The sequence below is a fragment of the Stappia indica genome (genome assembly GCF_001696535.1).
GTDB classification, from domain to species: Bacteria; Pseudomonadota; Alphaproteobacteria; order Rhizobiales; family Stappiaceae; genus Stappia; species Stappia indica.
Genome location: NZ_MBQE01000001.1, coordinates 873,227 through 898,070 on the forward strand (window position 1 = coordinate 873,227; position 24,844 = coordinate 898,070).

The following is a 24,844-nucleotide window of genomic DNA, read 5'->3' on the forward strand; positions in this document are numbered from 1 at the left end:
GGGATGGGGATTCGGGGATAGGGTTGCGGGTAAGTCCCGGGGTGAGAGTGGCAGGCGCCGTGGCTCCCCGGTCCCGGATCGTCGGCTGCGCCTTGCCCGGAATGACGACAGGGAGGCCAGGCGCATCATTTGCCGCACACTCCCGTCATGCCGGACCGCGAGACGCGGCAGCGTCCTCGCGTGATCCGGCATCCAGATATCAGCCGCGGGCGTCAGCCCGCGCTTTCCATGCTTGGCAAAATCAATGCTGCGCACCTTCGGTGCGGCTGATGCGCTGGATTCCGGATCTGTCCATGCGGCTGCGCCGCAGTCCGTCCGGAATGACGGGAGTGTCGTCTCCACGTCCACCTCACCCCTGCTGAGGGTGCCAATGGTTCCCGGTTCTGCGCTGCGCTTGACCGGGATGACGTCCTGAGAAGGTTGCACGGCCTCTCCTCCCCTCCGCCGTCACCCCGGACGAGCATCGCGAGATCCGGGGGCCATTGGCTTCCAGAGCGGGGGCGAGAGTGTGCGTGTTCCTCCCCTGTGTCATCCCGGTTTCGGCGAAGCCGAAGACCGGGATCCAGTAAGCCCGGGTCGCGCGGATCGAGCCGTGACGTTGCAGCAGGATCGGCGATGGGCCCGCACGATTTGGGTTAGCCGCCTTCGCGCCGCCATCCGCCCCGGCGGATACTGGATACCTGCCTTCGCAGGTATGACAGCCGAAGGTGTGGTAACCGCCTCCCGCCTCATACTTGCCGAGGGCACCAATGGGTCCGGCTCTCCGGCAGCGCCTGCGGCCGGGAAGACGAAAGCGGAAGCCGCTCGAAGAGGCGCCAGAGACTTGCAATCGGCGCCCGCCCCCGAAACGATGGGCGGATCGGAATCCGGGGAGACCGCCCTTGCTGCGCGCAATGCTATCGCTGGTGTGTCTCGCCGTCTCCGGCTTCTGCGCGCAGCTCTACTATTCGCACCACTTCAAATGGCGCGACTGCTTCAACGAACTGGGCCGGTGCTACGACCCGGAAACCGGCGTCGTCTATCTGGAACAGGGCGGACCCGTCTGGCTTGCTCTCGCGATTTCCGCGTTCGCGATGGCGGCCTACCACGCCTGGCGCTGGACACGGCGGTAGCGCTCTCCCCGCGCCGGCGGCCGGTGGACGCTAGCGGTCGTCGAGGATCGCCAACGCGACGAGCATCAGCACGATGGCGGGACCGGTCTTCACCAGCGCGCCGAGCGGCTCGATCCACATCTCCGGCGTGAGCACCGCCGCGCCCGCCATATAGAAGAGCGACAGGGCGATGCCGGCAAGAAGCCCGGCCCGGCAGCTGCGCCGGGCCGCGATGGCCGCACCGATGCTCATGTCGGCAAGGCTGGTGACCACGGTGATCAGTTTCGCCAGCAGCGGCGGGAAGGCATGCGCCGTCAGGATCGCCACCGCCGCATCGAAGGCCACCGTGAGCGCGATCAGCCCCGAGACGAACCAGAAGACGACGAGAATGCCGAGGATCGCCGGCTTCAGCATGTAGAGGCGGGCGAACCAGAGCTCCTGTACGCCGGCGGGATAACGCGCGAGCGCCGCCTCCAGCGACCGGGGCTCGAGGCTTGTCGCCGCCGACCAGGGGGCGGGATCGCCGGCAACGCCGCGCCGCATCTCGGCCAGCGCCGTGCTGCGAACGGGCGGTGCCCAGCCGAGACGCGCGGCAAGATCCCCCGCCCGTGCCCCCAGAGACAGAAGCGCACCCGGCAGCCGCCAGCGCGGCGCCGAGCCGCCGATGCGGGCGCGGAATGCCTCCACCACCTCGCCGACGGTGTGCGGGCGGCGCTCCATGATCTCCCAGGTCTCGCGCCAGTCGCGCCGCCCCTCCCCCCAGGCTTCCGCCAGAAAGACGATACTGCGGGAAATGTCGGCGACATCCGTCGCGGCGAAGGGGCGCGAGGCTTCCTGCTGCGGCAAGCGGACCGGCAAGGCGGCGAGGCCGCGGATCAGCGCGCTGCCGCCATAGGCGACCGGCGCGACGACGAAACCGGGCCGCAGGATCGCGAAGGGAATGGCGCTGTCGGCAATCAACCGTTCGGCCTCGCGCTTGGTGGCGGAAAAGGCGGTGCGGTCGCTCTCGGGCGTGCCGGGGATCGACAGCTGCACCAGCAGCTGCGGCCGCGCGCGCCCTTGCCCCATCGCGGCGAGCAGGCGCGAGACGAAGCCGCCATGCGCGTCGCTTGCCGTGCCCTTGCCCGGCATGTCCTGCAGGACGCCGATGCAGTTGACGAGGATATCGACATTGCGCCCGGCCAGCAGGGCGGCGAGGCCGTGCGCGTCCAGATCGACCAGCGGCGCCTCGACGGCGGCAGCGCCGAGCGCTGCCTTCTGCGCGCCGGTGAAGCGGCGGGCGAACGCGGCAACGGGAAAGCCCCGGTCCATGAGATCCAGCGCGACGGCATGGCCGATCAGGCCGGAGGCGCCGAGAACGGCGATGGTGGGAGCGTCGGCGGCCATCAGTCAGATCTCCGGTTTTGCGATCATCAGCCAGAGGATCGCCGCGACCGAGCCGAAGCCGGGAAAGCCGAAGACGAACCAGATGCGAAACAGGCGGTGATAGGCGGCGGGAAGCGGCGCGCCCTCAGTGGCGGCACCGCGCGCAAGATCGCGCATGCGCGCCTGGATCCACACCACCGGCAGCCAGAAGACGCCGGCGACGAGGTAGAGCCCCAGCGACAGAGCGATCCAGCCGTCGGTGAAGGCGTATCCGCTCTCGCGCATCAAGAGGTAGCCGGTGACCGGCTGCACCGTGACGGCGGTGGCGGTGAAGAGCTTGTCGGCCAGCACGACCACCGCCGAGGTCTCGGCGATAAAGGCAGCGCTGCGGGAGCGATGCGCCATCAGCATGAAGAAGGCGATGCCGGTGCCCGTGCCGAGAATGACGATGGCGCCGAGGACGTGGAGATACTTGAGCAGCAGATAGGTCACGGCGGACGGCCCCAGGAGGACGGGTTTTCCTCTTCGCATCCGCAGCAGGCGGGATCAACCCGTTAGCTGGCCGCGAACAGGCCCCCGCCACTCGCAAATCGGGTCGAGCCCGCCGGGCGCCCCTCGTTAAGGTCGCGCGCAACACCGCCAACGGAGCCTTCCATGCGCGCCCTCGACCGACTTGTCGCCTCGTCCTACGGAATGAACATCGCCGACCAGATCGCGCTGGTCGCCGTGCCCATCGTCGCCGCGACCGCCTTCGGTGCCGGCGCCAGCACAATCGGGCTGCTGGTCGCCTGCCAGTCGATGGCGCATCTGGTGGGCAGCCTCCCCTTCGGCGTTCTGGTCGACCGCATCCAGCCGCGCAGCGCGGTGCTCGCCTCGGCGGTGCTGTCGCTCATAGGCTTTGCGGCGGCGGCCCTTGCCATCGCTGCCGGAGAGATCCTGCCCTTTGCCGGGGCGATCGCGCTCGCCGGCCTCGGCATCGTGCTCTACGGACTGGCGAGCCTGTCGATCCTGCCGCGGATCGTGACGCAGGGCGAGCTCACCAGCGCCAACGCAGCGATCTCCCTGCCCCGCTCGGTCGCCTCGCTGGCCGTGCCGCTCGCCCTCGGGCTCGCGCTCGACCGGGCGGGCGCTGCCGCCGTGTTCTGGGCAGCGGCGGCCTGCGCGCTGTCGGCGCTGGTGCTGACGGTGCGCCTGCCGGTCTTTCCCTTGCGCCCCGTGCAACGCGAGGCGCTGGCGGTCCGGCTGGCGAAAGGCGCCGGCTTCGTGCTGCGCCACCCGATGCTGCTGCCGATCACCTTCTGCGCCGTGTTCTGGAACTTTGCGTTCTCGATGCTGGTGGTGCTGGCCGTCCCGGTGATCACCCAAGCACACGGTGGCGAGGCGACGCTCTTTGCCGGTGCGATGGCCGCCTTCGGCCTCGCCTCGGTCGCCGGCATCTTCGTGGCCGGACGCCTTGCAAACCGCATCGCCCCGCGCGTCGTGCTGATGTTCGGCCCCGGCAGCTCGGCCATCGCCGCCTTGATGCTTCTGGTGCTGCCGCAAGGCGATCCCGGCCCCTTGCTGCTCACCGCTTTCTTCGTGCTCGGCTTCGGCCCGTCGATGTGGCTGGTGACACAGAACACGGTGCGCCAGCTGGTGACGCCGGCGCAGATGCTGGGGCGGGTCAACGCGGTGATCCAGACGGCGATCTACGGTACGCGGCCGCTGGGCGCGCTGGCGGGCGGCGCCATCGGCACAGCCTTCGCCCCGCAAGCCGGGCTCGTCGTGGTCGCGGCCCTCTTCGCCCTCTCCTTCGCCGTGGTGCTGGCCAGCCGGCTGACGACGGTCACCGATTACGGCGCGCTGGCGCTGGCGGAGGAGACGGCCTAGTCCGCTCAGCCCCGGCCGCGATAGGGCGGCACGCCCTGGTCGGGGATCCACACGTCGGCCGGCGCCGGGCCGGTCTGGTAGAAGACGTCGATGGGAATGCCGCCCCGCGGATACCAGTAGCCGCCGATGCGCAGCCAGTCCGGCGCCAGCAGGTCGACGAGCCGCCGGCCGATGCTGACCGTGCAGTCCTCGTGGAAGGCGCCGTGGTTGCGGAACGAGGTGAGGTAGAGCTTCAGCGACTTGCTCTCCACCAGCCAGCCGGACGGCAGGTAGTCGATGACCAGATGCGCGAAATCGGGCTGGCCGGTCATCGGGCAGAGCGAGGTGAATTCCGGCGCGGTGAAGCGCACGGCATAGCGCACGTCCGGCTGCGGATTGGGCACCCGCTCCAGCACGGCATCCTTCGGGCTTGCCGGGATCTGCGTCGCGCTGCCGAGCTGGGTCAGGCCGGAATAGATATCCTTGTCGCTCATCGCACACCGTCCATCGCTAGAATGCCGCAAGGCGCCCCCTGTAGCACCGCGCGGAGGGCGCGGTAAACCGGGCGGGGCTTAGTGTTCGTCGTCGTCGATCCACGCAACATTCGCGGCCAGCAGCGCCGCGAGCCGGGCGGTGTCGATCTCGTTCGCCATCAGGTCCTTGATCGGCTGGGCAAAGAAGCCCTCCTCCGGCTCGGTCAGGCGAAGATAGTTGAGTTCCAGAAACGCCTTGGCAGCCAGAAAGGCGACCCGCTTGTTCCCGTCCGAAAAGGCATGCGCCTTGCCTATGGCATAGATGTACTCTGCGGCGAGAACCGTCAGGTCCTGCTCGCCGCCATACATGCATGTGCCAAGGGCGATGCACGGCCGCCTCGAGGTCGTTGCGCTTCTGCGGATAGCCCTCGATGAAATGGCCGGGATAATTGATCCCGACCTTGCGAACGATCAGGTCGATGTCCGCGACCGTGAGCCAGAACGGCTCCGCCATGCTATTCGCCGAGCCTCTTCAGGGTCTCGGCGTGCTGGACGAAAGCGTCATCGACGATATCGCCGACGGAGCGCGGTCGCTGCCCGGCCTGCCGGCGGCGTGCCGCCTCTTCCGTGCCGAACTTCGGCGCAGCACGGTCGTCGCCTTTGCGGGCCTTGCCCGGGCGCTCCTCGACCTTGGGATCGTGATCCATCGTTGCACCTCGTCGGCTGGCGGATGCCGTATCCGCGCGACCATCTTACGCCCGCGCCGGGAACAACCGCAAGAACGCGGCCATCCTGTAGAATATGGTACGGGATCAGGCCGCCGACCAGGGCGGCACGCGGAAGGTCTCGACCAGATAGTCGATGAAGAGGCGCGCGCGCGGCAGCAGCTGGCGCTCGGGCAGGTAGACCGCGTGGAAGGCGGTGTCGTCGCGCACCTGATACTCGCTCAGCAAGGGCACCAGGTCGCCCCGCGCGATGGCGGGATTGGCCAGATGTTCGGCCATGCGCATGACGCCGTGGCCGGCGAGACAGATCTGCACCAGCGACAAGCCGTTGGCGCTGCGGAAATCGCCCTCCACCGCCACGGTCTCCACCGCGCCATCGACGAGGAACGGCCAGCGGTTGAGATGGCCGCGCCGCCCCTCCCACATCAGGCAGTTGGCCCCGGCCAGGTCGCGCGGATGCGCGATAGGCCCGTGCGCGGCGAGATAGGCGGGCGCGGCGACGACGACCCGCTGCAGGTCGCAGAGCTTGCGGCTCATCAGCGAGGAATCCTCCAGCCGCCCCATGCGGACGGCGACGTCGATATTCTCCTCGATGAGATTGGCGAAGCGGTCGGTCAGCGACAGGGCGAGGGTCAGGCCCGGATGCCGCTTCAGGAAGTCGGGAATACGCGGCACGATCTGATCGGTGCCGAAGGCGATGGGCGCGCTGACGCGCAGCTCGCCGGCGGCCGCCCGCGTGGCGGAGGAGACCTCCCCTTCCGCCGCCTCCACCGTGTCGATGGCGCGCACGCAGGCCTCGAAATAGGTCTGCCCCTCGTCGGTGAGCCGGTGGCCCCTGGTCGAGCGGTGCAGCAGCTTGACGCCGAGCCGCTTTTCCAGCCCCGAAACGCTCTGGCTGACGAAGGGTTGGCTGACGCGCAGCATGTCGGCGGCATGGCGGAAGCCCCCCGCCTCGACGACCGCGCGGAACACCCGCATTTCCAGCAAACGATTGTCCTTCATGCCCCGTCCATGTCCCCCTCGCCGCCCCCCTCAGGCAGCGGGACACACTAGCAAGGCGGGCGGGCGGCGTCAGCCGGGAGACAAAAAAAGACGGCCGGGCGCACGGGACGCACCGGCCGCTGGAAGCGGGGCAAAACAGGGCAGATACCCGTCAGTCGAACATGTCTTAGTCAAACATGTCGGGGCAATCCTGGACCAGCTGGTCCCAGATGGTCTGGAAATGCAGCCAGCCGATATATTCGCTGCCGACATGCTCGCGGCTGTAGCGGGCGCGATCCTCGCGGATGTAGATCGGCGGGATGCCGGCGGCGGCAATCGCCAGCTGCTGCTGGCAGCAGCGCTCCAGCGCGATGAACCAGAAGGCCGCCGCCTCGATGCTGTGGCGGCTCGCCGTCAGCAGGCCATGGTTCTGGTGGATCGCCGCCTTGACGCCCTTGAAGGCGGTCGCGACGTTGGACCCGGCATGGTTCTCGACCGCGACCGCACCGGCCTCGTCGCCGATGATGACATGGTCCTCGAAGAAGGCGCAGGCATCCTGGGTGATCGGCTCGATGGGCCGGCCGAGCGCGGCATAGGCGGTGCCGTAGACCGTGTGCGCATGGCACATGGCGATGATGTCGGGATGCGCCTCGTGCACATTGGCATGCAGGACGAAGCCGGCGCGGTTCACCGCATGGGTGCCCTCGATGACGTTGCCTGCATGGTCGACGAGGATCAGGTTCGACATCTTCACCTTGTCGAAGTGGATCGCCATCGGGTTGGTCCAGTAGAGCTCCGGACGCTCCGGATCGCGCACCGTCAGGTGGCCGGCGAAGCCGTAGTCGAAGCCCTGCTGGGCGAAGGCGCGGCAGGCGCCGACCAGGCGCTCCTTGCGGTGGCGGCGCTCTTCCTCGACGCTCTCGAACGAGGGCTCGTACGGAAAGATCAGGCCTTCCTGCTCCGGCTGGTAGATCGAAACCCGTCCCTTGAGATCCAGCATGTCGTTCCCTCCTGAAGGCCGGCGAAACCCCGGCTCGCATATCTCCCCTTCTGGCTCGCACGCCCACCGGAACGGGTCAATTCCGCCCCGGTGATAACTGTTATCGCCCTCACACGAGGGCGAGCGTCAGGAAGGGAAACAGCGCGATCAGCGCGAGCGAGCCGAGCATGACCAACATGAACGGCACGGTGCCGAGGAAGATCTGCTCCACGCCGACGCTCGGGTCGGCCAGCGTGTTGTGCACCGTGAAGACGGAGATGCCGAAGGGCGGCGTCAACAGCCCGATCTCCACCGCGATGACGGTGACGATGCCGAAATGGATGAGATCGAAGCCCATCGACTGGGCGATGGGCGCGGCGATGGGCACCATGATCAGCAGGATCGAGCTGCTGTCGAGGATCATGCCGAGCAGCAGCAGCAACACGACATAGAGCACGAGGAAGCCGTAAGGGCCGAAGCCGCTCATCCGCACCACGTCGCCGATGGCGTTGGGAATGCCGGCAACCGACAGCATGCGGCTGTAGAAGCCTGCCGCGATGAGCAGGATCAGGATGCCGACGGACACCGTGCCGGTCTGTTTCAGCACTTCCCAGATGCGGTGGCGGTCGAGCTTGCGGCGGGCAAGCGCGATGACCAGCGCGCCGAAGGCGCCGACGCCGCCGGCCTCGGTCGGGGTGAAGAAGCCGCTGTAGAGACCGCCGAGCACCAGGACGACGAGCATCAGGATCGGCAGCAGCTTGACCGCGATCTCGCGCCCGCCCATCTCGCGCTCGCGGGTGGCGGTGCGCGCGGCGGCGGAGGGATCGGTGAAGACGAAGGCGGGACGGAAGCGGGCGAGCAGCATGATCACCGCGACGAAGCCGAGGGCGAGCATCACGCCCGGAATGACGCCGGCAACGAACATGCGGCCGATGGAGACCTCGGCGAGCACGCCGTAGATGATCAGCAAGAGGCTCGGCGGGATCAGCATGCCGAGGACGGAGCTGCCGGCGACGGTGCCGGCGGAAAAGCCCGCCCGGTAGCCGTGACGGCGCATCTCCGGCACCGCGACGCGGGTGAAGACGGCGGCCGAGGCGATGGAGACGCCGGTGACGGCGGCAAAGACCGTGTTGGCGGCAACGGTGGCGACGCCCAGCCCGCCGGCGATGCGCCGCAGCAGGCTTTCGGCCACCTCGAACGTGTCGCGCCCGACATTGGAGACGCTGACCAGAAGCCCCATCAGCACGAAGAGCGGGATGGTGGCGAAGAGATAATCGGCGATGCCGTTATAGGCGGTGAGCGACAGGAGCCGCATGGCGAGCTCGAAATTGTCGCGGATGATCCACACGCCGGCGAAGGCGACGGCGAACAGCGCCACCGCGATCTGCATGCCCAGCAGCACCAGGAAGATGAGCGCGGCGATCAGCAGGACGCCGATGGTCAGGGCGGTCATGGGCGGGCCTTCCGGTAGGCGGCGAGATGCGAGGCGGCGACCGCGAGATAGGCGGCGACGGCAAAACCCGAGCCGACGACGATGATGGCGCGGAACGGCAGGGTGGGAATGGTGAAGACGCCCTGGACGCCGAAATACTCGCTGCCGCGCCACGCGCCGACCGTGTCCGGCCAGGCGGAATAGAGGATTGCCAGGAAGACGGCGGCGCCGACCAGGGAGAACAGCGCGTCGACCAGCGCCATCAGCCGCGGCGTCGCGCGCTCCAGCCCGCGCACGAAGAAGTCGGCCCGGGTCATGCGGCCGCTGAGAATGGCGGAAGAGACCTGCAGGAAGACGATGGCGACGACCGAGCGGGCGCAAACCTCGGCGACGCCGGTGATCGGGGCATTGAGCAGGTTGCGGCCGACGACATCGGCGACGATGGCCAGCATCATCGCGAAGATCCACACGGTGCCGATGGCAGCCAGCGCATTGGAGGCAAGGGCCAGCGCAGCCGCGCCCGGCACCCCGGCGCGTACCGGCGGCGCGCTCGCCTCGCCGGCCTCCAGGTCGATTTCCTCAGCCATCGTCTCCCCCGCTGGCTTTTCGCGTGATGCGCAGCTTGCCTCCCCCCGGCCGGCAAGCAAGTCCCGCCCGGCAGGAGGCCGGGCGGGACGATCATCGCAGCACCAACGATATTACAGACCTTCGTCCCATGCGCGCAGCGGCTCGACACCGCGCTCGCGCAGGGCCGCGAAATAGGCCTTCAGCACGGTCTTGGCGGGCTCGCCGCCGGTCGCAAGCCAGGGCTCGACGATGTTCGGCAGGTTGTTCACCCACTTGCGCTTCTCCTCCTCGGGAAGCTCGCGGATCTCCAGGCCAGCCGCCTGCATCTCGGTGATGGCGGTGGTCGCCTTCTCCGTGACATAGGCGCCGTGACGCTTGGAGGTCTCCTTGCCGGCGGCGCGGAACGCCGCCTGCACGTCCTCCGGCAGACCGTCGAAGAAGCTCTTGTTGACGGCGATGCCGCCGAAATACATCGAGCCGATGCCGACGCGGGTGAGCTTCGGCGCGACCTCGTAGACGCGGGTCGGCAGGATGCCCGAGGCAAACGACAGCGTGCCCTCGGTCACGCCGGTCTGGATGTTGGTGTAGTAGGTGGTCAGCGCGCCGTCGACGGGCGTGGCGCCGGTGTCGCGCAGCCAGTTGGCCGAGGTGCCCGGCGCATTCAGCTTGCGGTTCTGCAGGTCGGCGAGGCTGTTGACCTCGAACGTGGCATAGATGTCGTAGCTGTCGGTGATCAGCGACGACAGGTGCACCATGTTCTGCTCGGCCCAGCTGTCGCGCAGCTCCGGCAGCTCGTCGGTGAGCTTGTCGAAGATCTCGATCAGGAGCTCATGGTCGCCGGTGGCGAAGGGCGTGAAGTAGGTGACGTTCTGGAGCGGCATGGTGGCACCTTCCCAGACCGTGCCGACCATACCGACATCGACGATGCCGTCGCGCACCGCCTCGCGGGTGTCGGTGAACTTGTAGAGCGTGCCGCCGTAGGACTCGACCCAGTTGACCTTGTACTCGCCCTTTTCGGCGAGCAGGCGGTCGACCTCCGGCTGGAAGCCGTTCTTCATCGCCCAGGCCCAGATATTCGCTTCCGGATGGCTGGAGCCGATGTTGACGGTGATGGTCTGCTGGGCGCTGGCCGGAACGGCGAAGACCGTTCCCGCGAGCGCGGCAGCCACGATGAGATGCTTGAACTTCATGGTCTTCCTCCCCAGTTCGGCCCCGTCAGCGGACGGAGCCCGGCACCCTTGAGGGCGCGTTACACGACCCCCAGCGCAGCCAGGATCCTGGCCGGCGTGAAGGGCATTTCGGTCACCCGCCCCCCCAACGGGCGCAATGCGTCGTTGATGGCGTTCATCACGGCCGCCGGCGCGCCGGCGGTGCCGGCCTCGCCCGCGCCCTTGGCGCCGAGCACGGACTCCTTCGTCGGCGTCTCCACATGGCCGATGACCATGTCCGGCATCTCCGCCGCCATCGGCACGAGATAGTCCGCCATGTTGGCGTTGAGCAGCTGGCCGTCCTCGTCGTAGTGGCACTCCTCGTAGAGCGCCCCGCCGATGCCCTGGACGATGCCGCCGCGGATCTGCTCGTCGACCAGCCGCGGGTTGATCACCCGGCCGCAATCCTCGACGCACCAGTGCTTCAAGAGCTTGACGAAGCCCGTCTCGGTGTCGACCTCGAGATAGCTCGCCTGTACGCCGTTGGTGAAGGCGAAGGGATAGTCCGAGGTGATGAAGTGGCGGGTCTGCACCAGCTCGCGCGGCAGGCCCTTGGGCAGCGTGTCGCCGCGGAAATAGACGATGCGGCCGAGCTCCTCCAGCGGCATGCGCGCCTCGCCCGTGGCCTTGTCGGTCACCGCACCGTCGACGATGTCGAGCCCGTCGGCCGAGGCCTGCAGCATGGAGGCGGCAACGGTGAGGATGCTCTCCTTCAGCGCAAGGCCGGCCTGAAGCGCCGCCTCGCCGCCGATGCCGGCGCCGCGCGAGGCCCAGGTGCCGCCGCCATAGGGCGTCGTCTGGGTGTCGCCGGTGATCACCTTGACCCGCTCGACCGGCACGCCGACCGCCTCGGCGACCACCTGCGCCAGCATCGCCTCTGTGCCCTGGCCCTGCTCGGTGACGCCGGACATGGCGACGACGCTGCCGTCCGGGTCCATGCGCACGGTGCAGCCGTCCTGCGCCGAGATGCGGGCACCGCCGATGCCGTACATGAACGGGCTCGGATTGGTCAGCTCGATGAAGCTGGCGATGCCGATGCCGCGATAAATGCCTTTCTCGCGCAGTTCCGCCTGCTCCGCCCGCAGGCCGTCGTAATCCATCAGCTCCAGCAGCTTGGCGAGCGAGGCGTGATGCGACAGGCCCTCGAAGCGCATGTTGGCCGGCGAGGTGTAGGGATAGGCGTCGTCCGCGATCAGGTTGCGGCGGCGGATCTCGACCGGATCCATGCCCAGCGCCTCGGCCGCGAAGTCGACGAGGCCTTCGGTGATCGCCGCGGCGATGGGATGGCCGACGGCGCGATACTGGCAGGTCGGCGTCTTGTTCTGCAGCACGACGGTGGTGCGGGCCCGGTAGGCGGCGAAGTCGTAGGGGCCGCCGCACAGGTTGACCACCTGGTTGCCCTCGATGGCAGAGGTGCGCGGATAGACCGAATAGGGGCCGATGCCGGTCCAGTCGTCGACGTCGATGGCAAGGATCTTCCCCTCGCCGTCGACGGCGATGCGCGCGTCGATCTCGTGGTCGCGGGCATGGATGTCGGTGGCGAAGCTCTCGATCCGGTCGGCGATGAACTTGACCGGCCGGCCCATCGCCTTGGCGATCGCCGCCGTCGCCATCTCGTCCGGATAGACATGGACCTTGATGCCGTAGGAGCCGCCGACATCGCCGCAGATCACCCGGACCTTGCCCTCGGGCAGGTCGAGATGGCGGGCGATGATGCTCTGCATCATGTGCGGCGCCTGGGTGGAATGGTGGACGGTCATCTGGCCTTCGGCCGGATTGTAGTCGGCAAGGATCGAGCGCGGCTCGAGGCAGACGCCGGTGTGGCGGCCGGTCTTGAAGCTGGCCTCGACCACCGTGTGCGCCTCGGCGAAGACCTTGTCGACCTCGCCCTGCTCGTGCAGGCGGCGGAAGGTGAGGTTGTCGCCGAGCTCGGGATGAATGAGCGGCGTTTCCGCATCGAGCGCGGTGCGGATGTCGGTGACGACGGGCAGCGGATCGTACTCCACCTCCACCAGCGCCGCCCCGTCCTCGGCCGCCGCGCGGCTGTCGGCGACGACGGCGACGACCGCCTCGCCGGTCCAGGTGACCCGGTCGATGGCGAGCGCATGCTGGGGCGCCGACTTCAGCCCCTTGAGATGGGCGAGCACCGCCACCCAGGGCGTGCAATGCTCGGCAAGCTCGGTGCCGGTGAAGATGCGGCGCACACCGCGTACGGCGGCGGCCGCCTGCGTGTCCACCGAGAGGATGCGCGCATGGGCGTGCGGGCTGCGGACGAAGGCAACATGCAGCATGCGCGGCAGCACGATGTCGTCGACATAGCGCCCGCGCCCTTCCACCAGGCGGCGGGCATTGGGGCGGGGAACCGTGCGGCCGATATAGCTGTTGGGGCGGTCGGGATTGCCGAAATTGATGGTCATGCCGAGACCTCCTCAGCCCGCGTGCGGGCACCCGCGACGGTCTCGATGGCATCGACCACCGCCTCGTAGCCGGTGCAGCGGCAGTAATTGCCGGAAATGTGCTCGCGGATCTCCTCGCGGCTCGGCTGCCCGCCCTGCCCCAGGATGTCGGCGGCGGCAAACAGCATGCCCGGCGTGCAGAAGCCGCACTGCAGGGCGTTGCGCTCGACGAAGGCCGCCTGCAGGTCGGCAAGCGCGCCGGTCTCGGTCAGGCCCTCGACGGTCCACACTTCGGCACCGTCGAGCTGGGCGGCCAGCATGAGGCAGCCGCGCACGATCTCGCCGTTGACCTGCAGCGTGCAGGCGCCGCACACGCCGTGCTCGCAGCCCGCATGGGCGCCGGTCAGGCCGAGATCGAGGCGGAGGAAGTCAACGAGATGGCGGGAGACGTCGACACGGGCATCGACCGGCTCGCCGTTGACGGTGAGCGAGATGTCGACGCGGGTGGGAAAGCTCTGCGCTGTATCGGACATGTCGGACCTTCAGGAACGTGTCGCGGCAAGGGCACGGCGCAGCAGCACCCGCGCCAGATGGAGACGGACGGCCGCCGGGGCATGGACGTCGTCGAGCGGCTGGAGGTCTTCGGCAAGCAGCTCGGCCGCCTCGTCCGCAGACGCGCCGCCGTCGATGGCGGCCATCGCGCCGGTGGCCAGGACCGGCGTCGGCCCGACGCCGAAGAAGGCCGCGCGGACACCGGACGGGCGGTCGACCAGCACGATGCCGGCCAGCGCGTAGTCGCCCGACCGGCGCGCCAGCTCCATCGTGGTCTGGCGCTCGCCGGCCACCACGACCGGCACCTCAACGGCGACGATCATCTCGTCCTCGGCAAGATCGGTGGTGAACAGGTCGATGAAGAAGTCACCGGCCCGCACGCGCCGCTCGCCGGCAGGGCCGCGCAGCACGATCTCCGCATCCAGCGCCAGCATGCAGGCAGGCAGCTCGGCTGCAGGATCGGCATAGGCGAGCGAGCCGCCGATGGTGCCGCGGTTGCGGATCGCCGCATGGGCGATCAGGGGCGCGGCCTGCGCAATCGCCGGCACATGGCGGGCGACGAGGTCGGAGGTGGCGAGCTCCCGGTGGCGGGTCAACGCGCCGATGCGCAGCCGCTCGCCGACGAGCTCGATGCCCGACAGCTCGGCAACGCCGTTGATGTCGATAAGGGCGGTTTCTCCGGCCAGTCGCAGGTTGAGCGATGCAACAAGGCTCTGCCCGCCGGCAAGGATGCGCGCCTCGCCCCGCGACTGCTCCAGCAGGGAAATGGCGTGCACAAGATCGTTCGCCCGGATGTATCCGGCCGCTGCGGCTTTCATCTCGATTTCCTCCCCCGCGCCGCCATGCGAGCCGAACCTTTCCCCCCGGAAAGGCGTGTCCCGGCTCGGCGGCACACTCTTATTGATCAAATGATCTATTGCGCTCAGGAAAATTGCAAGAGAAAACTTGACGGAGCGGTGTCAGCCCGGAACAAGAGGGCTTTCCAGAAATTCTGCCCCGATGAGCGCAGCACGATGACCAAGGCTTCCCCTTCCGCAGGCGACCGCAAGCGCCTGTCCCCCGAAGAGCGACGGGCGATGATCGTGGCCGGCGCCACGGCCTATTTTTCGGAAGTCGGCCTGGAGGGAAACACGCGCGCGCTCTCGAAGCGGCTCGGCGTCACGCAGTCGCTGATCTTCAACTATTTCAGCACCAAGACCGACCTGCTGGAGGCGGTCTACCGGGCGGTCTATCTCGACCGGATCTCGCCGGACTGGCCGGCGCTGATCGCCGACCGCAGCCGCTCGATCCACGACCGGGCGCTGACCTTCTACCGCGAATACACGCAGGCGATCTTCAGCTACGAGTGGATGCGCATCTTCATGTTCTCCGGCCTTGCCGGCGAGGAGCTGAACCGGCGCTACCTGGAACATGTCAGCGGGCTGCTGCTGCGCCCGCTGATGGAGGAGTTCCGCCACGCCGCCCCCGGCCCGAAAAAGCCGGAGATGGAGGACATCTGGAACCTGCACGGCGGGATCATCTATATCGGCATCCGCCGCTACGTCTATCAGGTGCCCTGCCCCGACGACCAGGAGCCGGCGATCCGCGCCGCGATCAGCCGCTTCGTCGATGCCTTCGACATTCCGTTCGAACAGGACTGCCGAACGCCGGATCCCCAGGCGGCGGCAGGCCTGCCGGACGGCAAGGCTCAGGCGACCGCCGACATCACCACCAGGTAGATCAGGATGAACAGCGGCGGCACGTTCAGGAAGGCGTCGCCGAACAGGAACAGCTTCAGCAGGAAGAACAGGAAGGCCGAGTAGAGACACGCGGCGAAGGGCAGCAGAAAGCCCGGCGTGATCGGCGCGGTAAGCGCCAGCAGCGGGTCGGTCAGCTTGCGCAGCACCACGAAGAAGGTGAGATCGCGGTCCGAACCGACGAAGAACTCCAGCACACCGCGCGAGAACAGGAAGGCGGCGAGCGCGGTCAGCGCGTAGGTGCCGCCCAAGAAGACCGCCACGTTGGCCGGTGCGCCGGCAATCAGGAAGGTGACGACGGCGAGCAGGTAGGTGGCGATGAGCAGAAGAACGCCGCCGAACGCGGAAGCTGGCATGAATGTCCGTCCCTTCGAGGATAAAAAAGCGCAGGGCCCGTGGGCCCTGCGCCTCGTTTATAGCCGCTTTGTCAGTGGCCTTGAACCATCATCGTGCCGCCCTTGGGCAGGCGCAGACGATCGACGAAGTCCTGCATTTCCTGACTGGGCTCCGGCGTGACCAGCGACACCACATAGGTGACGAGGAAGGCCACCGGAACGCCGAAGATGCCCGCCGAGATGGCCTTGACGCCAAACCAGGAGATCTCGTCGCCCGTGCCCTTCACGAAGTCGAAGCCGTACACGTTGCCGATCAGGTAGTACATGGTGACGCCGAAGCCGGCGGCCATGCCCAGGATGCCGCCGAGATTGGTCGCGCGCTTCCACCACACGCCGAGCACCAGCGGGGCGAAGAGCCCGGCTGCGGCGATGGAGAAGGCCCAGGCCACCATGGACAGGATGTCCGAGGGCTTGGTGCGAGCCAGGAACGCAGCCGCCAGGGCAACCACGATCAGCAGGATCTTGGAGATCATCAGACGGCGCTTCGCATCGGCCTTGGGATCGATCATCTTGTAGTAGACGTCGTGCGACAGGGCGTTGGCGATGGCCAGCAGCAGACCGTCGGCAGTCGAGAGCGCAGCGGCGAAACCGCCCGCACCGACGAGACCCACGACCCAGATCGGCATGCCGGCAATCGACGGCGTCGACAGCACGATCATGTCGTTGTTGAGCTTCAGCTCGGAGTACGGGAAGCCCGTGGTGAAGCCCTTGGCCTCGCAGGCCGCCTGGATCGCCGCGACGGTTTCCGCCTTCACGCCGCAGATCGTCACCAACTGGTGACCGGCAATCGAGCCCCACTGGATCATCCACTGCGGGATCGCGGTGAAGGCGAGCTGGTAGTTCGCCTCCGCGCCGGCACCCACGAAGAGACCCATCAGGTTGAACTTCGAGAAGGCCGCATAGGCCGGTGCCGTGAAGTACAGCAGGAAGATGAAGAGCAGCGACCAGCCCACCGACTTGCGCGCCTCACGAACCGTCGGGGTCGTGAAGAAGCGCATCAGGATGTGCGGCAGCGAGGCCGTGCCCACCATCAGGCAGAAGATCAGGCTGAAATAGTCCAGCGGGGACAGGTTGGTGAAGGGAGCCACGTGAGGCTTGGCAACCTCGAGCAGCTGCTCGTATTCCGCGATCTGCGTCAGCGCACCGCCATAGGTGAGCTGCGGCACCGGAATGCCGAACTGCACGGTGGACATCCAGATCGCCGGCAGCAGGTAGGCGACGATCAGCACGATGTACTGCGCCACCTGCGTCCAGGTCACCGCCTTCATGCCGCCCAGCATCGAGCAGACGAGAATGCCGGCAAGACCTGCAAAGACCGCGATACCGAAGTCGATGCCGAGGAACTGCGAGGCAATGATGCCGGAGGCGTAGACCTGTGCGGTGATGTACGTGAACGAGCAGCAGAACAGCACGACGATGCCGACGAGGCGCGCCGCGTTGCCGCCGTAGCGGGTGCCCAGGAAGTCCGGAACCGTGTAGGCGCCGAACTTGCGCAGGTAGGGCGCAAGCAGCACGGCCACCAGCACGTAGCCGCCGGTCCAGCCGAGCACGTACGCAAGGCCGTCGTAGCCCAGCACGAAGAGCGTGCCGGCCATGCCGACGAAGGACGCACCGGACATCCAGTCCGCGCCGGTCGCCATGCCGTTGTAGATGGCCGGAACGGACCGGCCGGCGACGTAGTATTCCGAGACCTGCGCCGTTCGCGACATGATGCCGATGAAGGCATAGATGCCGATGGTCGCCGCCATGTAGCTCCACATGATGAAGCGGTCGGGGATGCCGATCGCCTCGAAAATGGCCATCAGGACGACGAAGAACGCGAAGCCGCCGACATAGATCGTGTAGATCTTGCCGAGGTTGTCGGTGAAATCACCTTTCATGCTCAAAGACATGGTGCAGCCCCCCCTCAGTCTTCGGCGACGCCGAATTCCTCGTCGATGGAATTCTGGCGGCTAGAGAACCAGAAAATCAGCACGACGAAGACGATGAGCGAGCCCTGCGCAGCCATGTAGAAGCCGAGCGGGAACCCGAGGATGACGACGTTGTTCAGCGACGTCACGAACATGTGGATCAGGAAGCTGAAGACGGCCCAGATGCCAAGCGTGGTCCACATCAGGTTCCGCGTCTTGGTCCAGTGCGCCTCCGCCACTTCCGGTGGCAGCTTATCGGTCACGACAAATCCTCCCAGTGAGAGCACCGTCGGCTGATCGACCTCGACCAGCCCGGTCTTCCCCGCCTGCAATAATCACAAAGTCTAATAGGGTCCTCCCCGACCTTTTCGCACTAGCAACATGCGATATATTGCAATGCAGGGGCACTTGCGCCGTCAGGTTATTCTCTCCAATGTAGAAAAGGAAAGTTATCCGAAAGACTAATCACGAAAGCCGGGACCAACCGGCCGCTCACAGGGAGAGGCACCAAGTGCTTGATTTGATTGGATCCATCCTGCCCCGACGGCAAAGCTCCGACTGGGCCTCCGCGGTCGAGGCGATCCGCGCCGGCGCCGCTTTTCTGGCGCAGGGAGCAAGCTACTCCTACCTGCGCGCCCGCTCGCTGATGGCCGGGCCCCGCCTGTTCCAGGACGAGGGATTCGGCTTCGCCCTGAAGATCTGCAAATGGGAGGGCTTCGCGGTCGCGGCGCAGGACCTGATCCTGATGATCGAGGCGGAGGTGCGCCCGCATCTTCCCGCCGATCCGAAGGCGCGCGCCGCCGGCCTTGCCGAGCTCTACCGCACGGTCCTTGCCGCAGAGGAACTGCCCGAGCACCGCAAGGAGAACGGCTGGGACGACGTGATCGAGGAGTTCGACCGCCGGCTGGAGGTTTACATGGACAAGCCGCCGCTGAAGCCGGACGCGATCTCCATCGCCACCGCGCTGCGCCTGCTCGACCACGCCCCCATCGACAGCGCCGTGCGCGAGGCCGACAAGATGATGGTCGTCAACAACGTCGCCTTCCGCTTCATCGACTACCAGTCGACGCTGCGCAAGCGCATCGACCTCGTCGCCTTCGCCCGCCAGCTCTCCGACAGGATGGTGGCCGTGTCGTGAGCCCGGCGTCGCGCGAAGGCAACGGACACCGCGCCGGCGCGACGCCCCTGATCGCGCTCGACGTGGTCGTGCTCGACACCGAGACCACCGGGCTCGACATCCGCAAGGACCGCATCGTGCAGATTGGCGCGGTGCGCATGGAAGGGGTGGAGGTCCATCCCGAACTCAGCTTCCGCCAGCTGGTCGATCCCGGCCTGGCGATTCCCGAGGTCGCCCGCCGCATCCACGGGCTCGGCGACGAGGACGTGAAGGGCCAGCCGGATTTCGCGGACATCGGCCCGAAGCTGATGGAATTCATCGGCGACGCCGTCGTCGTCGGCCATTCGATCCATTTCGATCTCGCCGTGCTGCGCCACGAGGCCGACCGCCACGGCATTGCCTGGCGCGAGCCGCGCTCGCTCGACGTGGCGCTGCTGGTCGCCGGCCTCAACCGCGCGATGATCGACACCTCGCTCGACAATCTGGCGCTGGGCTACGGCATTCCGGTGGAAGGCCGGCACACCGCCTTCGGCGACGCGGTGACCACGGCGCGGGTCTATTCCGCGCTGATCCCGCAACTGCTGGCCAAGGACATACGCACCCTCGCCGAGGCGGAGAACCTGTCACGCAAGCCCGCCGGCCTGATCGCCCGCCAGGAGGAGGCCGGCTGGTTCGAGCGCCCCTCCGAGCGGCCGGACTTCTCCCGCGCGGTGATGCGCTCCGGCAGCCAGCGCGCCATCGACAGTTTCCTCTACCGCCACCGGCTCGGCGACGTGATGAACAGCCCGCCGATCTGCATTTCGCCGGAGGCGAGCCTGCACGCGGCGGCGCAGCTGATGGCCGACCGCGGCATCGGCTGCCTGATCGTCGAGCCCGCGCACGAGGACGGCGAGCCCGGCATCGTCACCGAACGCGACGTGCTGCACGCGCTGGCCCGGGAAGGCGCCGGTGCCAGCATCTTGCCGGTCGGCAAGGTGATGAGCGCGCCGGTGATCAGCGCGCCCGACGACACGTTCCTCTATCGCGCGCTCGGCCTGATGGCCCGGCGGAACCTGCGCTATATCGGCGTCACCGACGGCGCCGGGCGGCTGGCCGGCGTCTTCACCCTGCGCACGCTGCTGCGCAAGCGGGCGCTGGCGACGCTGACCGTCGGCGACGAGATCGCCACCGCCGCCCGCCCGCGCGATCTGGCAAGGGTGCAGGCCGCCCTGCCCTCGCTCGCCGCCGGGCTGCTGGCCGACGGCCAGGACGCACGGCAGGTGGCGGCGATCATTGCGGCTGAAGCGCGAGCGATGACGGGGCGCGCGGCGGAGCTGGCCGAGGCGGAGCTGGTGGCCGCCGGCCGTGGCACGGCCCCGGCCGACTATGCGCTGCTGGTGCTAGGCTCGGGCGGGCGCGGGGAAAGCCTGCTCGCCCCCGATCAGGACAATGCGCTGGTGATCGCTGACGATTATGCCGGCGATCTCGACGACCCCGACGACTGGTTCACCCGCTTTGCCGCGCGCATCAACGAGATCCTCGACCGCGCCGGCATCCCCTATTGCAAGGGCGGGGTGATGGCGAAGAACCGGCCCTGGCGGCGGCGGCTCGGCGAATGGCTGGATCAGGCGCGCGACTGGGCCGGCCACCCCTCGCCGCAGGCGCTGCTCAGCGTCGACATCTTCTACGATTTCACCCCTGCGCATGTGTCGGGCAGCGGCGGCAGCCGGCTTGCGGGACAGCTGCGGCGGGACGCCGGCGAGATCGCCCGCGGCTCGCTCTCCATGCTGCGTGCGCTGGGCGCGGCGGCCGGCAGCCACGCGCCGCCGCTCGGCCTGTTCGGGCGGATCAAAAAGGACGACACGGGCCGCGTCGACCTGAAGGCGGGCGGGCTGCTGCCCATCGTCTCGGGCGCGCGGGCGATCGCGCTGCGCCACGGCGTCGCCTCGCTGTCGACGCCCCAGCGCCTGCGGCAGGCGGCGGAAAAGGCCGGCCGCTCGCAGGCGGACGCGGATCTACTCGCCGACATCCACGGCTTTCTGATGCGGCTGATCCTCAGCCAGCAGATCGCCGACCTAGAGGCCGGCGTGCCGCCGACCAACCGGGTGCGGCTCGATGCGCTGAACCACCGCGACCAGGACGAGCTGCGCGAGGCGCTCGGCCGGATCGACCTGATCACTCACATGCTGCAGGACCTGCTGCAGGGGCTGTGAGGCAAAGAGGAAAGATCAGCCGCGCATCGTTTCGGCGAGATCGTTCCACACCATCTGCCGCGTCAGCTTGCCGGCCTCGACCTCGAACCGGTCGATGAAGCGCACGCCGGAAAAGGCGGTGCCGTCCGGCCATTCACCCGACAGGGTGCCGAAGCAGAACACCGTGGCGCCGTCGACGCCCAGCGCCGTGTCGAAGCCCTCATAGGTCTTGCGCACGAAGCGGTAGCGCCCTTTCGCCCAGGCGGCGAGTTCCTCGGGCCGGGAAAAGCTGACCCCGCCGGGGAAGGTCATGACGAACCCTTCGGCGAGATATTCCGAAGCGCGGGCGAGATCGCGCGCCTCCATCGCCTCCAGGAAGCCGCGCACCAGCGCCTGCGGGTCGGGAGACGGGGCGCCGGGCACGCGGGACGTGCCGCCGCGCATGTAGTTGTCGGGCCGCACCTCCTCGATCGCGACGGTGATTCCCTCCAGCGGCGCGGCCATCGTGCCGCGCACGGCGGCGGTCAGCCGCTCGCCCAGAAGCCGCCGCGTCTCGGCAGGATAGCCTTCGATCAAGGTCACGCGCACCACCGGCATCCGCCTCTCCTCCCGTCCCTGAGCCGGCCCGTGGGCCTGCGCTCTGCCGTCCGCGAACCTTGCCGAAAACAAGGATATTTCGCGAGACCGCACCCAGTTGACATATTGATATAATGACATACCATTATCACACATCAACCGGAAAGAACGGCCGCTGAAGACGGCCGCTCCAGAGCGCAGGGCGGGCCCGAACGTGGCAGCGACGAAGTCCCGGAACGGATCGGATGCAGGCAGCGCCGCAGCGCCCGCCCCCGCCGCCAGCGCGCTCGACCCGAACGGCCCGGTGCCGCTCTACCACCAGCTCTTCCTGATCCTGCGCAACCGCATCTATGGCGGGGATCTCGCCGCCGGCGAGCGGGTGCCGAGCGAGCAGGACCTGACGACCGAGTTCGGCGTCTCGCGCATCACCGCCAAGCGCGCGCTGAACGAGCTGGCCGATGCCGGCCTCGTCATCCGCGAGCGCGGTCGCGGCACCCGGGTGGTCAACCGGCCGCCCGCCCCCGCCGTCACCTCCTCCATCGAGGGCTGGCTGGAAAACATCTCGCTGATGGGCCAGTCGACCACCGCGCAGGTGCTGTCCTTCGCCTATCCGCCCGCGAGCGAGGAAATCGCCGCCGCGCTCGAGATCGAGCCGGGAACCGAGGTGCAGCGCGCGGTGCGCGTGCGCCGGCTCGAGGGCGAGCCGATGTCCTATCTCGTCACCTATGTGCCCGCCGATATCGGCCGCCAGTACGAGCGCGACGAGCTGAACTCGCAGCCGCTGCTCAACCTGCTGGAGCGTGCCGGCGTCGATGTCGCCTCCGCCCGGCAGACCATCTCCGCGACCGTCGCCGACACCGAGGTCGCCGAGGTCCTGTCCATTCCCGCCGGCTCGCCCCTCATCGAGGTGCGCCGCGTGGTGCGCGACCGGATGGAACGGCCGGTCGAATACATCCGCGTCCTCTACAGGCCGGATCTCTACCGTTTCGAAATGTCCATGCGCCGGGTGCGCGCCGAAAGCGGCCCGCGCTGGACAACGACAAGCTCCTCGCCGGTCCCGGCCGGCGGCGGATAACCAAAAGTGGGGTTCCGGGGTCACCATCCGGCCGCATGAGGCGGCCTGTAGTGGGAGGTTTGCGAATGACTGATACGAAGAAGACCGGTGGCCTGCGCCGCCGCGAGTTCCTTGCCACGGGCGCGGCTGCCGTCGGCCTCGGCATCACCGGCTTCCCGGCGATCCTGCGGGCGCAGCCGGCAGCAGTGAAGCTGGGCCTGATCCATCCGGTTTCCGGCTTCATCGCCTTCTCCGGCACCCAGTGCCGCGAGGGCGCGCAGATGGCGATCGCCGACATCAACGCCGCCGGCGGCATCAAGTCGCTGGGCGGCGCCCAGATCGAGGCGATGCTGGCCGACAGCCAGGGCAAGCCCGAGATCGGCGCGGCGGAAGTGACCAAGATGGTCGAGGCGGGCGCCGACGGCATCGTCGCCGGCTATTCCTCGGCGATCTCGCTGGCGACCTCGCAGGAAGCGGCCAAGACCAACACGCCGCATATCGTCGACGTCGGCGTCTCGGACCAGATCGTCCAGCGCGGCCTGAAGAACACGTTCCGCTTCAGCCCCGGCTACGGCAAGATCGCCCAGTTCGCGGTCGACAATCTCGACACGATCAACAAGGCCGCCGGCTCGCCGGCCAAGACCGCGATGATCATCCACGAGGAGTCGCTGTTCGGCACCGGCACCGCCGAGCTGCTGCAGAAGCGCCTGCCGGAGAAGGGCATCGAGGTCGTCGACGTCATCAAGCACGCCAACCCGACCCGCGACTTCACCAACATCGTGCTGCAGATCAAGTCGAAGAAGCCCGACCTGATCATCCCGGCGAACTACTACAACGAGTATGTGCTGCTCGCCCGCACCATGCGCCAGCAGCGCGTCGAGGCGATGGGCATCTATTCGGTGCTCGGCGGCGCCGCCTCCAGCTACCAGTTCGTCAACGAGTTCCCGGAGGCTGCGGACCTGATCATGGACTGCAACCACTGGTTCAACCCGAAGTCGGACGTCGCCCAGCAGCGCAAGGCCGCCGCCGAGGCCAAGGGCCTGATCTACACCTACGAGGTGTTCCTGGCCTACAACGCCGTGCTTGCCTATGCCGACGCGCTGGAGCGGGCCGGCACCACCGACAAGGAGGCCGTGAACGCGGCCCTTGCGGCTTCGACGCTGGACATGTCCTACATGCCCTACGGCCCGACCATGATGGTCGACGGACAGAACGAGGGCGCCCAGCCGGTCAACACCCAGGTCCAGAACGGCGTCATTGAGGTGATCTTCCCCGAAGAGTTCGCCTCGGCGCAGACCGTGTTCCCGATGAAGTCGTAATCGTCGCCCCATCGACGATGACTGCCGGGCGGGGACACTCCCGCCCGGCCCCCTCCTGCACAGCGATCGGGTGACCATGCCGGACCTGGCGATCATCGTTCCTTCCGTGCTCAACGGGCTGACGACGGGCGCGCTCTACGCGCTGGTCGCGCTCGGGCTGACGCTCATCTACGGCGTGCTGCACATCATCAACTTCGCCCACGGGGCGCTGCTGATGGTCGGCCTCTACGCCGTCTATTTCCTGCACAGCAGCTTCGGCATCGATCCCTACGTGTCGCTGCTGATCGTGCCGCCGGCCATGTTCGCGCTCGGCTATGCCCTGCAGCGCGGCATCATCGGCCGCGCCAGCCACGGCCGCGACGAGAACATCCTGCTCGTCACGCTCGGCCTGTCGATCGTCATCGAAAACCTGGCGCTGTTCGTCTTCCGCTCCGACACACGCAGCGTCGACACGCCCTATTCCTTCGAGGTTGTCGAGATCCTCGGCGCCTTCCTGCCGCTGCCCAAGGTGATCGCCTTCGCCGGGGCGCTGGTGACCGCCGCGCTCTTGTGGCTGCTGATGTCGCGCACGGACCTCGGACGCGCGATCCGCGCGCTCGCCAAGGAGCGCAAGGGCGCCAAGCTCGTCGGCATCGATGTCGACCACGTCTTCGCCATGAGCTTCGGCCTCGGCATCGCGTGCCTCGGCGTTGCCGCCTGCCTGCTGCTGCCGAGCTACTACGTCACGCCGCAGGTCGGCCACGGCTTCGTGCTGATCGCCTTCACCATCGTCGTGCTCGGCGGCATGGGCTCCTTCGTCGGGGCGCTGGTCGGCGGGCTGATCATCGGCGTCGTCGAAGCGCTCGGCGGTCTCTTCCTCGGCGAGAGCCTCGGCCAGATCGGCATCTTCCTGATCTTCATCCTGGTCCTCGTCTTCCGGCCGACCGGCCTGCTCGGACACAAGGTCTGA

Annotated in this window: 25 protein-coding genes; 8 read left to right on the forward strand and 17 right to left on the reverse strand. The window is 67.9% G+C overall.

From position 1 onward, the window contains the following. Nucleotides 1-881 precede the first annotated feature (881 nt). On the forward strand, nucleotides 882-1,112 hold the full coding sequence (locus tag BBX35_RS04055; RefSeq protein WP_141687807.1) for a hypothetical protein: 231 nt from the start codon (nucleotides 882-884) through the stop codon (nucleotides 1,110-1,112). 30 nt (nucleotides 1,113-1,142) lie between these two features. Here the strand turns inward: BBX35_RS04055 and BBX35_RS04060 are convergent, their stop codons facing one another. Beyond that, entirely contained in the window at nucleotides 1,143-2,477 is a 1,335-nt protein-coding gene (locus BBX35_RS04060; RefSeq protein ID WP_067216301.1) for an SDR family oxidoreductase, read from the reverse strand. A gap of 3 nt (nucleotides 2,478-2,480) precedes the next feature. Then, entirely contained in the window at nucleotides 2,481-2,948 is a 468-nt protein-coding gene (locus BBX35_RS04065; RefSeq protein ID WP_067216305.1) for a DUF2269 family protein, read from the reverse strand. Between the two features lie 162 nt (nucleotides 2,949-3,110). Between BBX35_RS04065 and BBX35_RS04070 the strand changes: the two genes are divergently transcribed. Beyond that, entirely contained in the window at nucleotides 3,111-4,325 is a 1,215-nt protein-coding gene (locus BBX35_RS04070; protein ID WP_067216308.1) for an MFS transporter, read from the forward strand. Between the two features lie 5 nt (nucleotides 4,326-4,330). Here BBX35_RS04070 and queF read toward each other — a convergent pair whose 3' ends face one another. The 11 genes from queF to BBX35_RS04125 all read right to left on the reverse strand — a co-directional run bounded on the left by queF (nucleotide 4,331) and on the right by BBX35_RS04125 (nucleotide 14,435). After that, nucleotides 4,331-4,798, reverse strand: coding sequence for a preQ(1) synthase (gene queF, locus BBX35_RS04075; protein ID WP_067216310.1), 468 nt, complete (start codon nucleotides 4,796-4,798; stop codon nucleotides 4,331-4,333). A gap of 78 nt (nucleotides 4,799-4,876) precedes the next feature. Further along, nucleotides 4,877-5,146, reverse strand: coding sequence for a Fic family protein (locus BBX35_RS04080; protein ID WP_067216312.1), 270 nt, complete (start codon nucleotides 5,144-5,146; stop codon nucleotides 4,877-4,879). A gap of 146 nt (nucleotides 5,147-5,292) precedes the next feature. Further along, nucleotides 5,293-5,484, reverse strand: coding sequence for a hypothetical protein (locus BBX35_RS04085; RefSeq protein ID WP_067216315.1), 192 nt, complete (start codon nucleotides 5,482-5,484; stop codon nucleotides 5,293-5,295). A 105-nt stretch (nucleotides 5,485-5,589) separates the two neighbouring features. Continuing rightward, nucleotides 5,590-6,504 carry a LysR family transcriptional regulator gene (locus BBX35_RS04090; RefSeq protein ID WP_067216317.1) on the reverse strand — a complete coding sequence of 305 codons (915 nt, stop codon included), beginning with the start codon at nucleotides 6,502-6,504 and terminating at the stop codon, nucleotides 5,590-5,592. A 166-nt stretch (nucleotides 6,505-6,670) separates the two neighbouring features. Then, nucleotides 6,671-7,483: a class II aldolase/adducin family protein gene (locus BBX35_RS04095; protein WP_067216321.1), complete on the reverse strand. Its 813-nt coding sequence runs from the start codon at nucleotides 7,481-7,483 to the stop codon at nucleotides 6,671-6,673. Between the two features lie 109 nt (nucleotides 7,484-7,592). Beyond that, on the reverse strand, nucleotides 7,593-8,915 hold the full coding sequence (locus BBX35_RS04100; RefSeq protein ID WP_067216322.1) for a TRAP transporter large permease: 1,323 nt from the start codon (nucleotides 8,913-8,915) through the stop codon (nucleotides 7,593-7,595). Then, nucleotides 8,912-9,481: a TRAP transporter small permease subunit gene (locus tag BBX35_RS04105; RefSeq protein ID WP_067216325.1), complete on the reverse strand. Its 570-nt coding sequence runs from the start codon at nucleotides 9,479-9,481 to the stop codon at nucleotides 8,912-8,914. The genes BBX35_RS04100 and BBX35_RS04105 overlap by 4 nt, the downstream gene beginning before the upstream one ends. Before the next feature lie 111 nt (nucleotides 9,482-9,592). Then, nucleotides 9,593-10,651, reverse strand: coding sequence for a C4-dicarboxylate TRAP transporter substrate-binding protein (locus tag BBX35_RS04110; protein WP_067216328.1), 1,059 nt, complete (start codon nucleotides 10,649-10,651; stop codon nucleotides 9,593-9,595). A 59-nt stretch (nucleotides 10,652-10,710) separates the two neighbouring features. Then, a complete protein-coding gene (locus BBX35_RS04115) occupies nucleotides 10,711-13,086 on the reverse strand; it encodes a xanthine dehydrogenase family protein molybdopterin-binding subunit (RefSeq protein WP_067216330.1) in 2,376 nt (791 codons plus the stop codon). Further along, nucleotides 13,083-13,598, reverse strand: coding sequence for a (2Fe-2S)-binding protein (locus BBX35_RS04120; RefSeq protein ID WP_067216332.1), 516 nt, complete (start codon nucleotides 13,596-13,598; stop codon nucleotides 13,083-13,085). The genes BBX35_RS04115 and BBX35_RS04120 overlap by 4 nt, the downstream gene beginning before the upstream one ends. A 9-nt stretch (nucleotides 13,599-13,607) precedes the next feature. Beyond that, complete coding sequence (locus BBX35_RS04125) at nucleotides 13,608-14,435, reverse strand: FAD binding domain-containing protein (protein ID WP_067216334.1); 828 nt, start codon at nucleotides 14,433-14,435, stop codon at nucleotides 13,608-13,610. Nucleotides 14,436-14,630: 195 nt separating this feature from the next. Between BBX35_RS04125 and BBX35_RS04130 the strand changes: the two genes are divergently transcribed. Continuing rightward, on the forward strand, nucleotides 14,631-15,335 hold the full coding sequence (locus BBX35_RS04130; protein ID WP_083206015.1) for a TetR/AcrR family transcriptional regulator: 705 nt from the start codon (nucleotides 14,631-14,633) through the stop codon (nucleotides 15,333-15,335). On the opposite strand, the gene BBX35_RS04135 is transcribed toward BBX35_RS04130, so the two are convergent. The 3 genes from BBX35_RS04135 to BBX35_RS04145 form a co-directional block, all read right to left on the reverse strand. Then, a complete protein-coding gene (locus BBX35_RS04135; protein WP_067216337.1) occupies nucleotides 15,305-15,709 on the reverse strand; it encodes a hypothetical protein in 405 nt (134 codons plus the stop codon). The two genes, BBX35_RS04130 and BBX35_RS04135, sit on opposite strands and share 31 nt — an antisense overlap. A 71-nt stretch (nucleotides 15,710-15,780) precedes the next feature. After that, entirely contained in the window at nucleotides 15,781-17,628 is a 1,848-nt protein-coding gene (locus tag BBX35_RS04140; protein ID WP_083206016.1) for a sodium:solute symporter family protein, read from the reverse strand. Nucleotides 17,629-17,654: 26 nt separating this feature from the next. Then, the gene (locus BBX35_RS04145; protein WP_083206108.1) at nucleotides 17,655-17,921 is read right to left on the reverse strand and encodes a DUF4212 domain-containing protein; all 267 of its coding nucleotides are present in this window, start codon (nucleotides 17,919-17,921) and stop codon (nucleotides 17,655-17,657) included. Between the two features lie 248 nt (nucleotides 17,922-18,169). Here BBX35_RS04145 and BBX35_RS04150 point away from each other — a divergent pair, with 248 nt between their 5' ends. Together BBX35_RS04150 and BBX35_RS04155 are read left to right on the forward strand one after the other, a co-directional pair. Then, a complete protein-coding gene (locus BBX35_RS04150) occupies nucleotides 18,170-18,796 on the forward strand; it encodes an esterase (RefSeq protein WP_067216343.1) in 627 nt (208 codons plus the stop codon). Further along, nucleotides 18,793-20,967 carry a DUF294 nucleotidyltransferase-like domain-containing protein gene (locus BBX35_RS04155; RefSeq protein WP_067216346.1) on the forward strand — a complete coding sequence of 725 codons (2,175 nt, stop codon included), beginning with the start codon at nucleotides 18,793-18,795 and terminating at the stop codon, nucleotides 20,965-20,967. The genes BBX35_RS04150 and BBX35_RS04155 overlap by 4 nt, the downstream gene beginning before the upstream one ends. Nucleotides 20,968-20,982: 15 nt before the next feature. On the opposite strand, the gene BBX35_RS04160 is transcribed toward BBX35_RS04155, so the two are convergent. Next, the gene (locus BBX35_RS04160) at nucleotides 20,983-21,543 is read right to left on the reverse strand and encodes a tautomerase family protein (protein WP_067216349.1); all 561 of its coding nucleotides are present in this window, start codon (nucleotides 21,541-21,543) and stop codon (nucleotides 20,983-20,985) included. 193 nt (nucleotides 21,544-21,736) lie between these two features. Between BBX35_RS04160 and BBX35_RS04165 the strand changes: the two genes are divergently transcribed. From BBX35_RS04165 to BBX35_RS04175, 3 genes are all read left to right on the forward strand, one after another. After that, nucleotides 21,737-22,597 (forward strand): GntR family transcriptional regulator, encoded by an 861-nt coding sequence (locus BBX35_RS04165; protein WP_083206017.1) that lies wholly within the window; start codon nucleotides 21,737-21,739, stop codon nucleotides 22,595-22,597. Between the two features lie 65 nt (nucleotides 22,598-22,662). After that, entirely contained in the window at nucleotides 22,663-23,895 is a 1,233-nt protein-coding gene (locus BBX35_RS04170) for an ABC transporter substrate-binding protein (RefSeq protein ID WP_067216351.1), read from the forward strand. Between the two features lie 76 nt (nucleotides 23,896-23,971). Continuing rightward, complete coding sequence (locus BBX35_RS04175) at nucleotides 23,972-24,844, forward strand: branched-chain amino acid ABC transporter permease (protein ID WP_067216353.1); 873 nt, start codon at nucleotides 23,972-23,974, stop codon at nucleotides 24,842-24,844.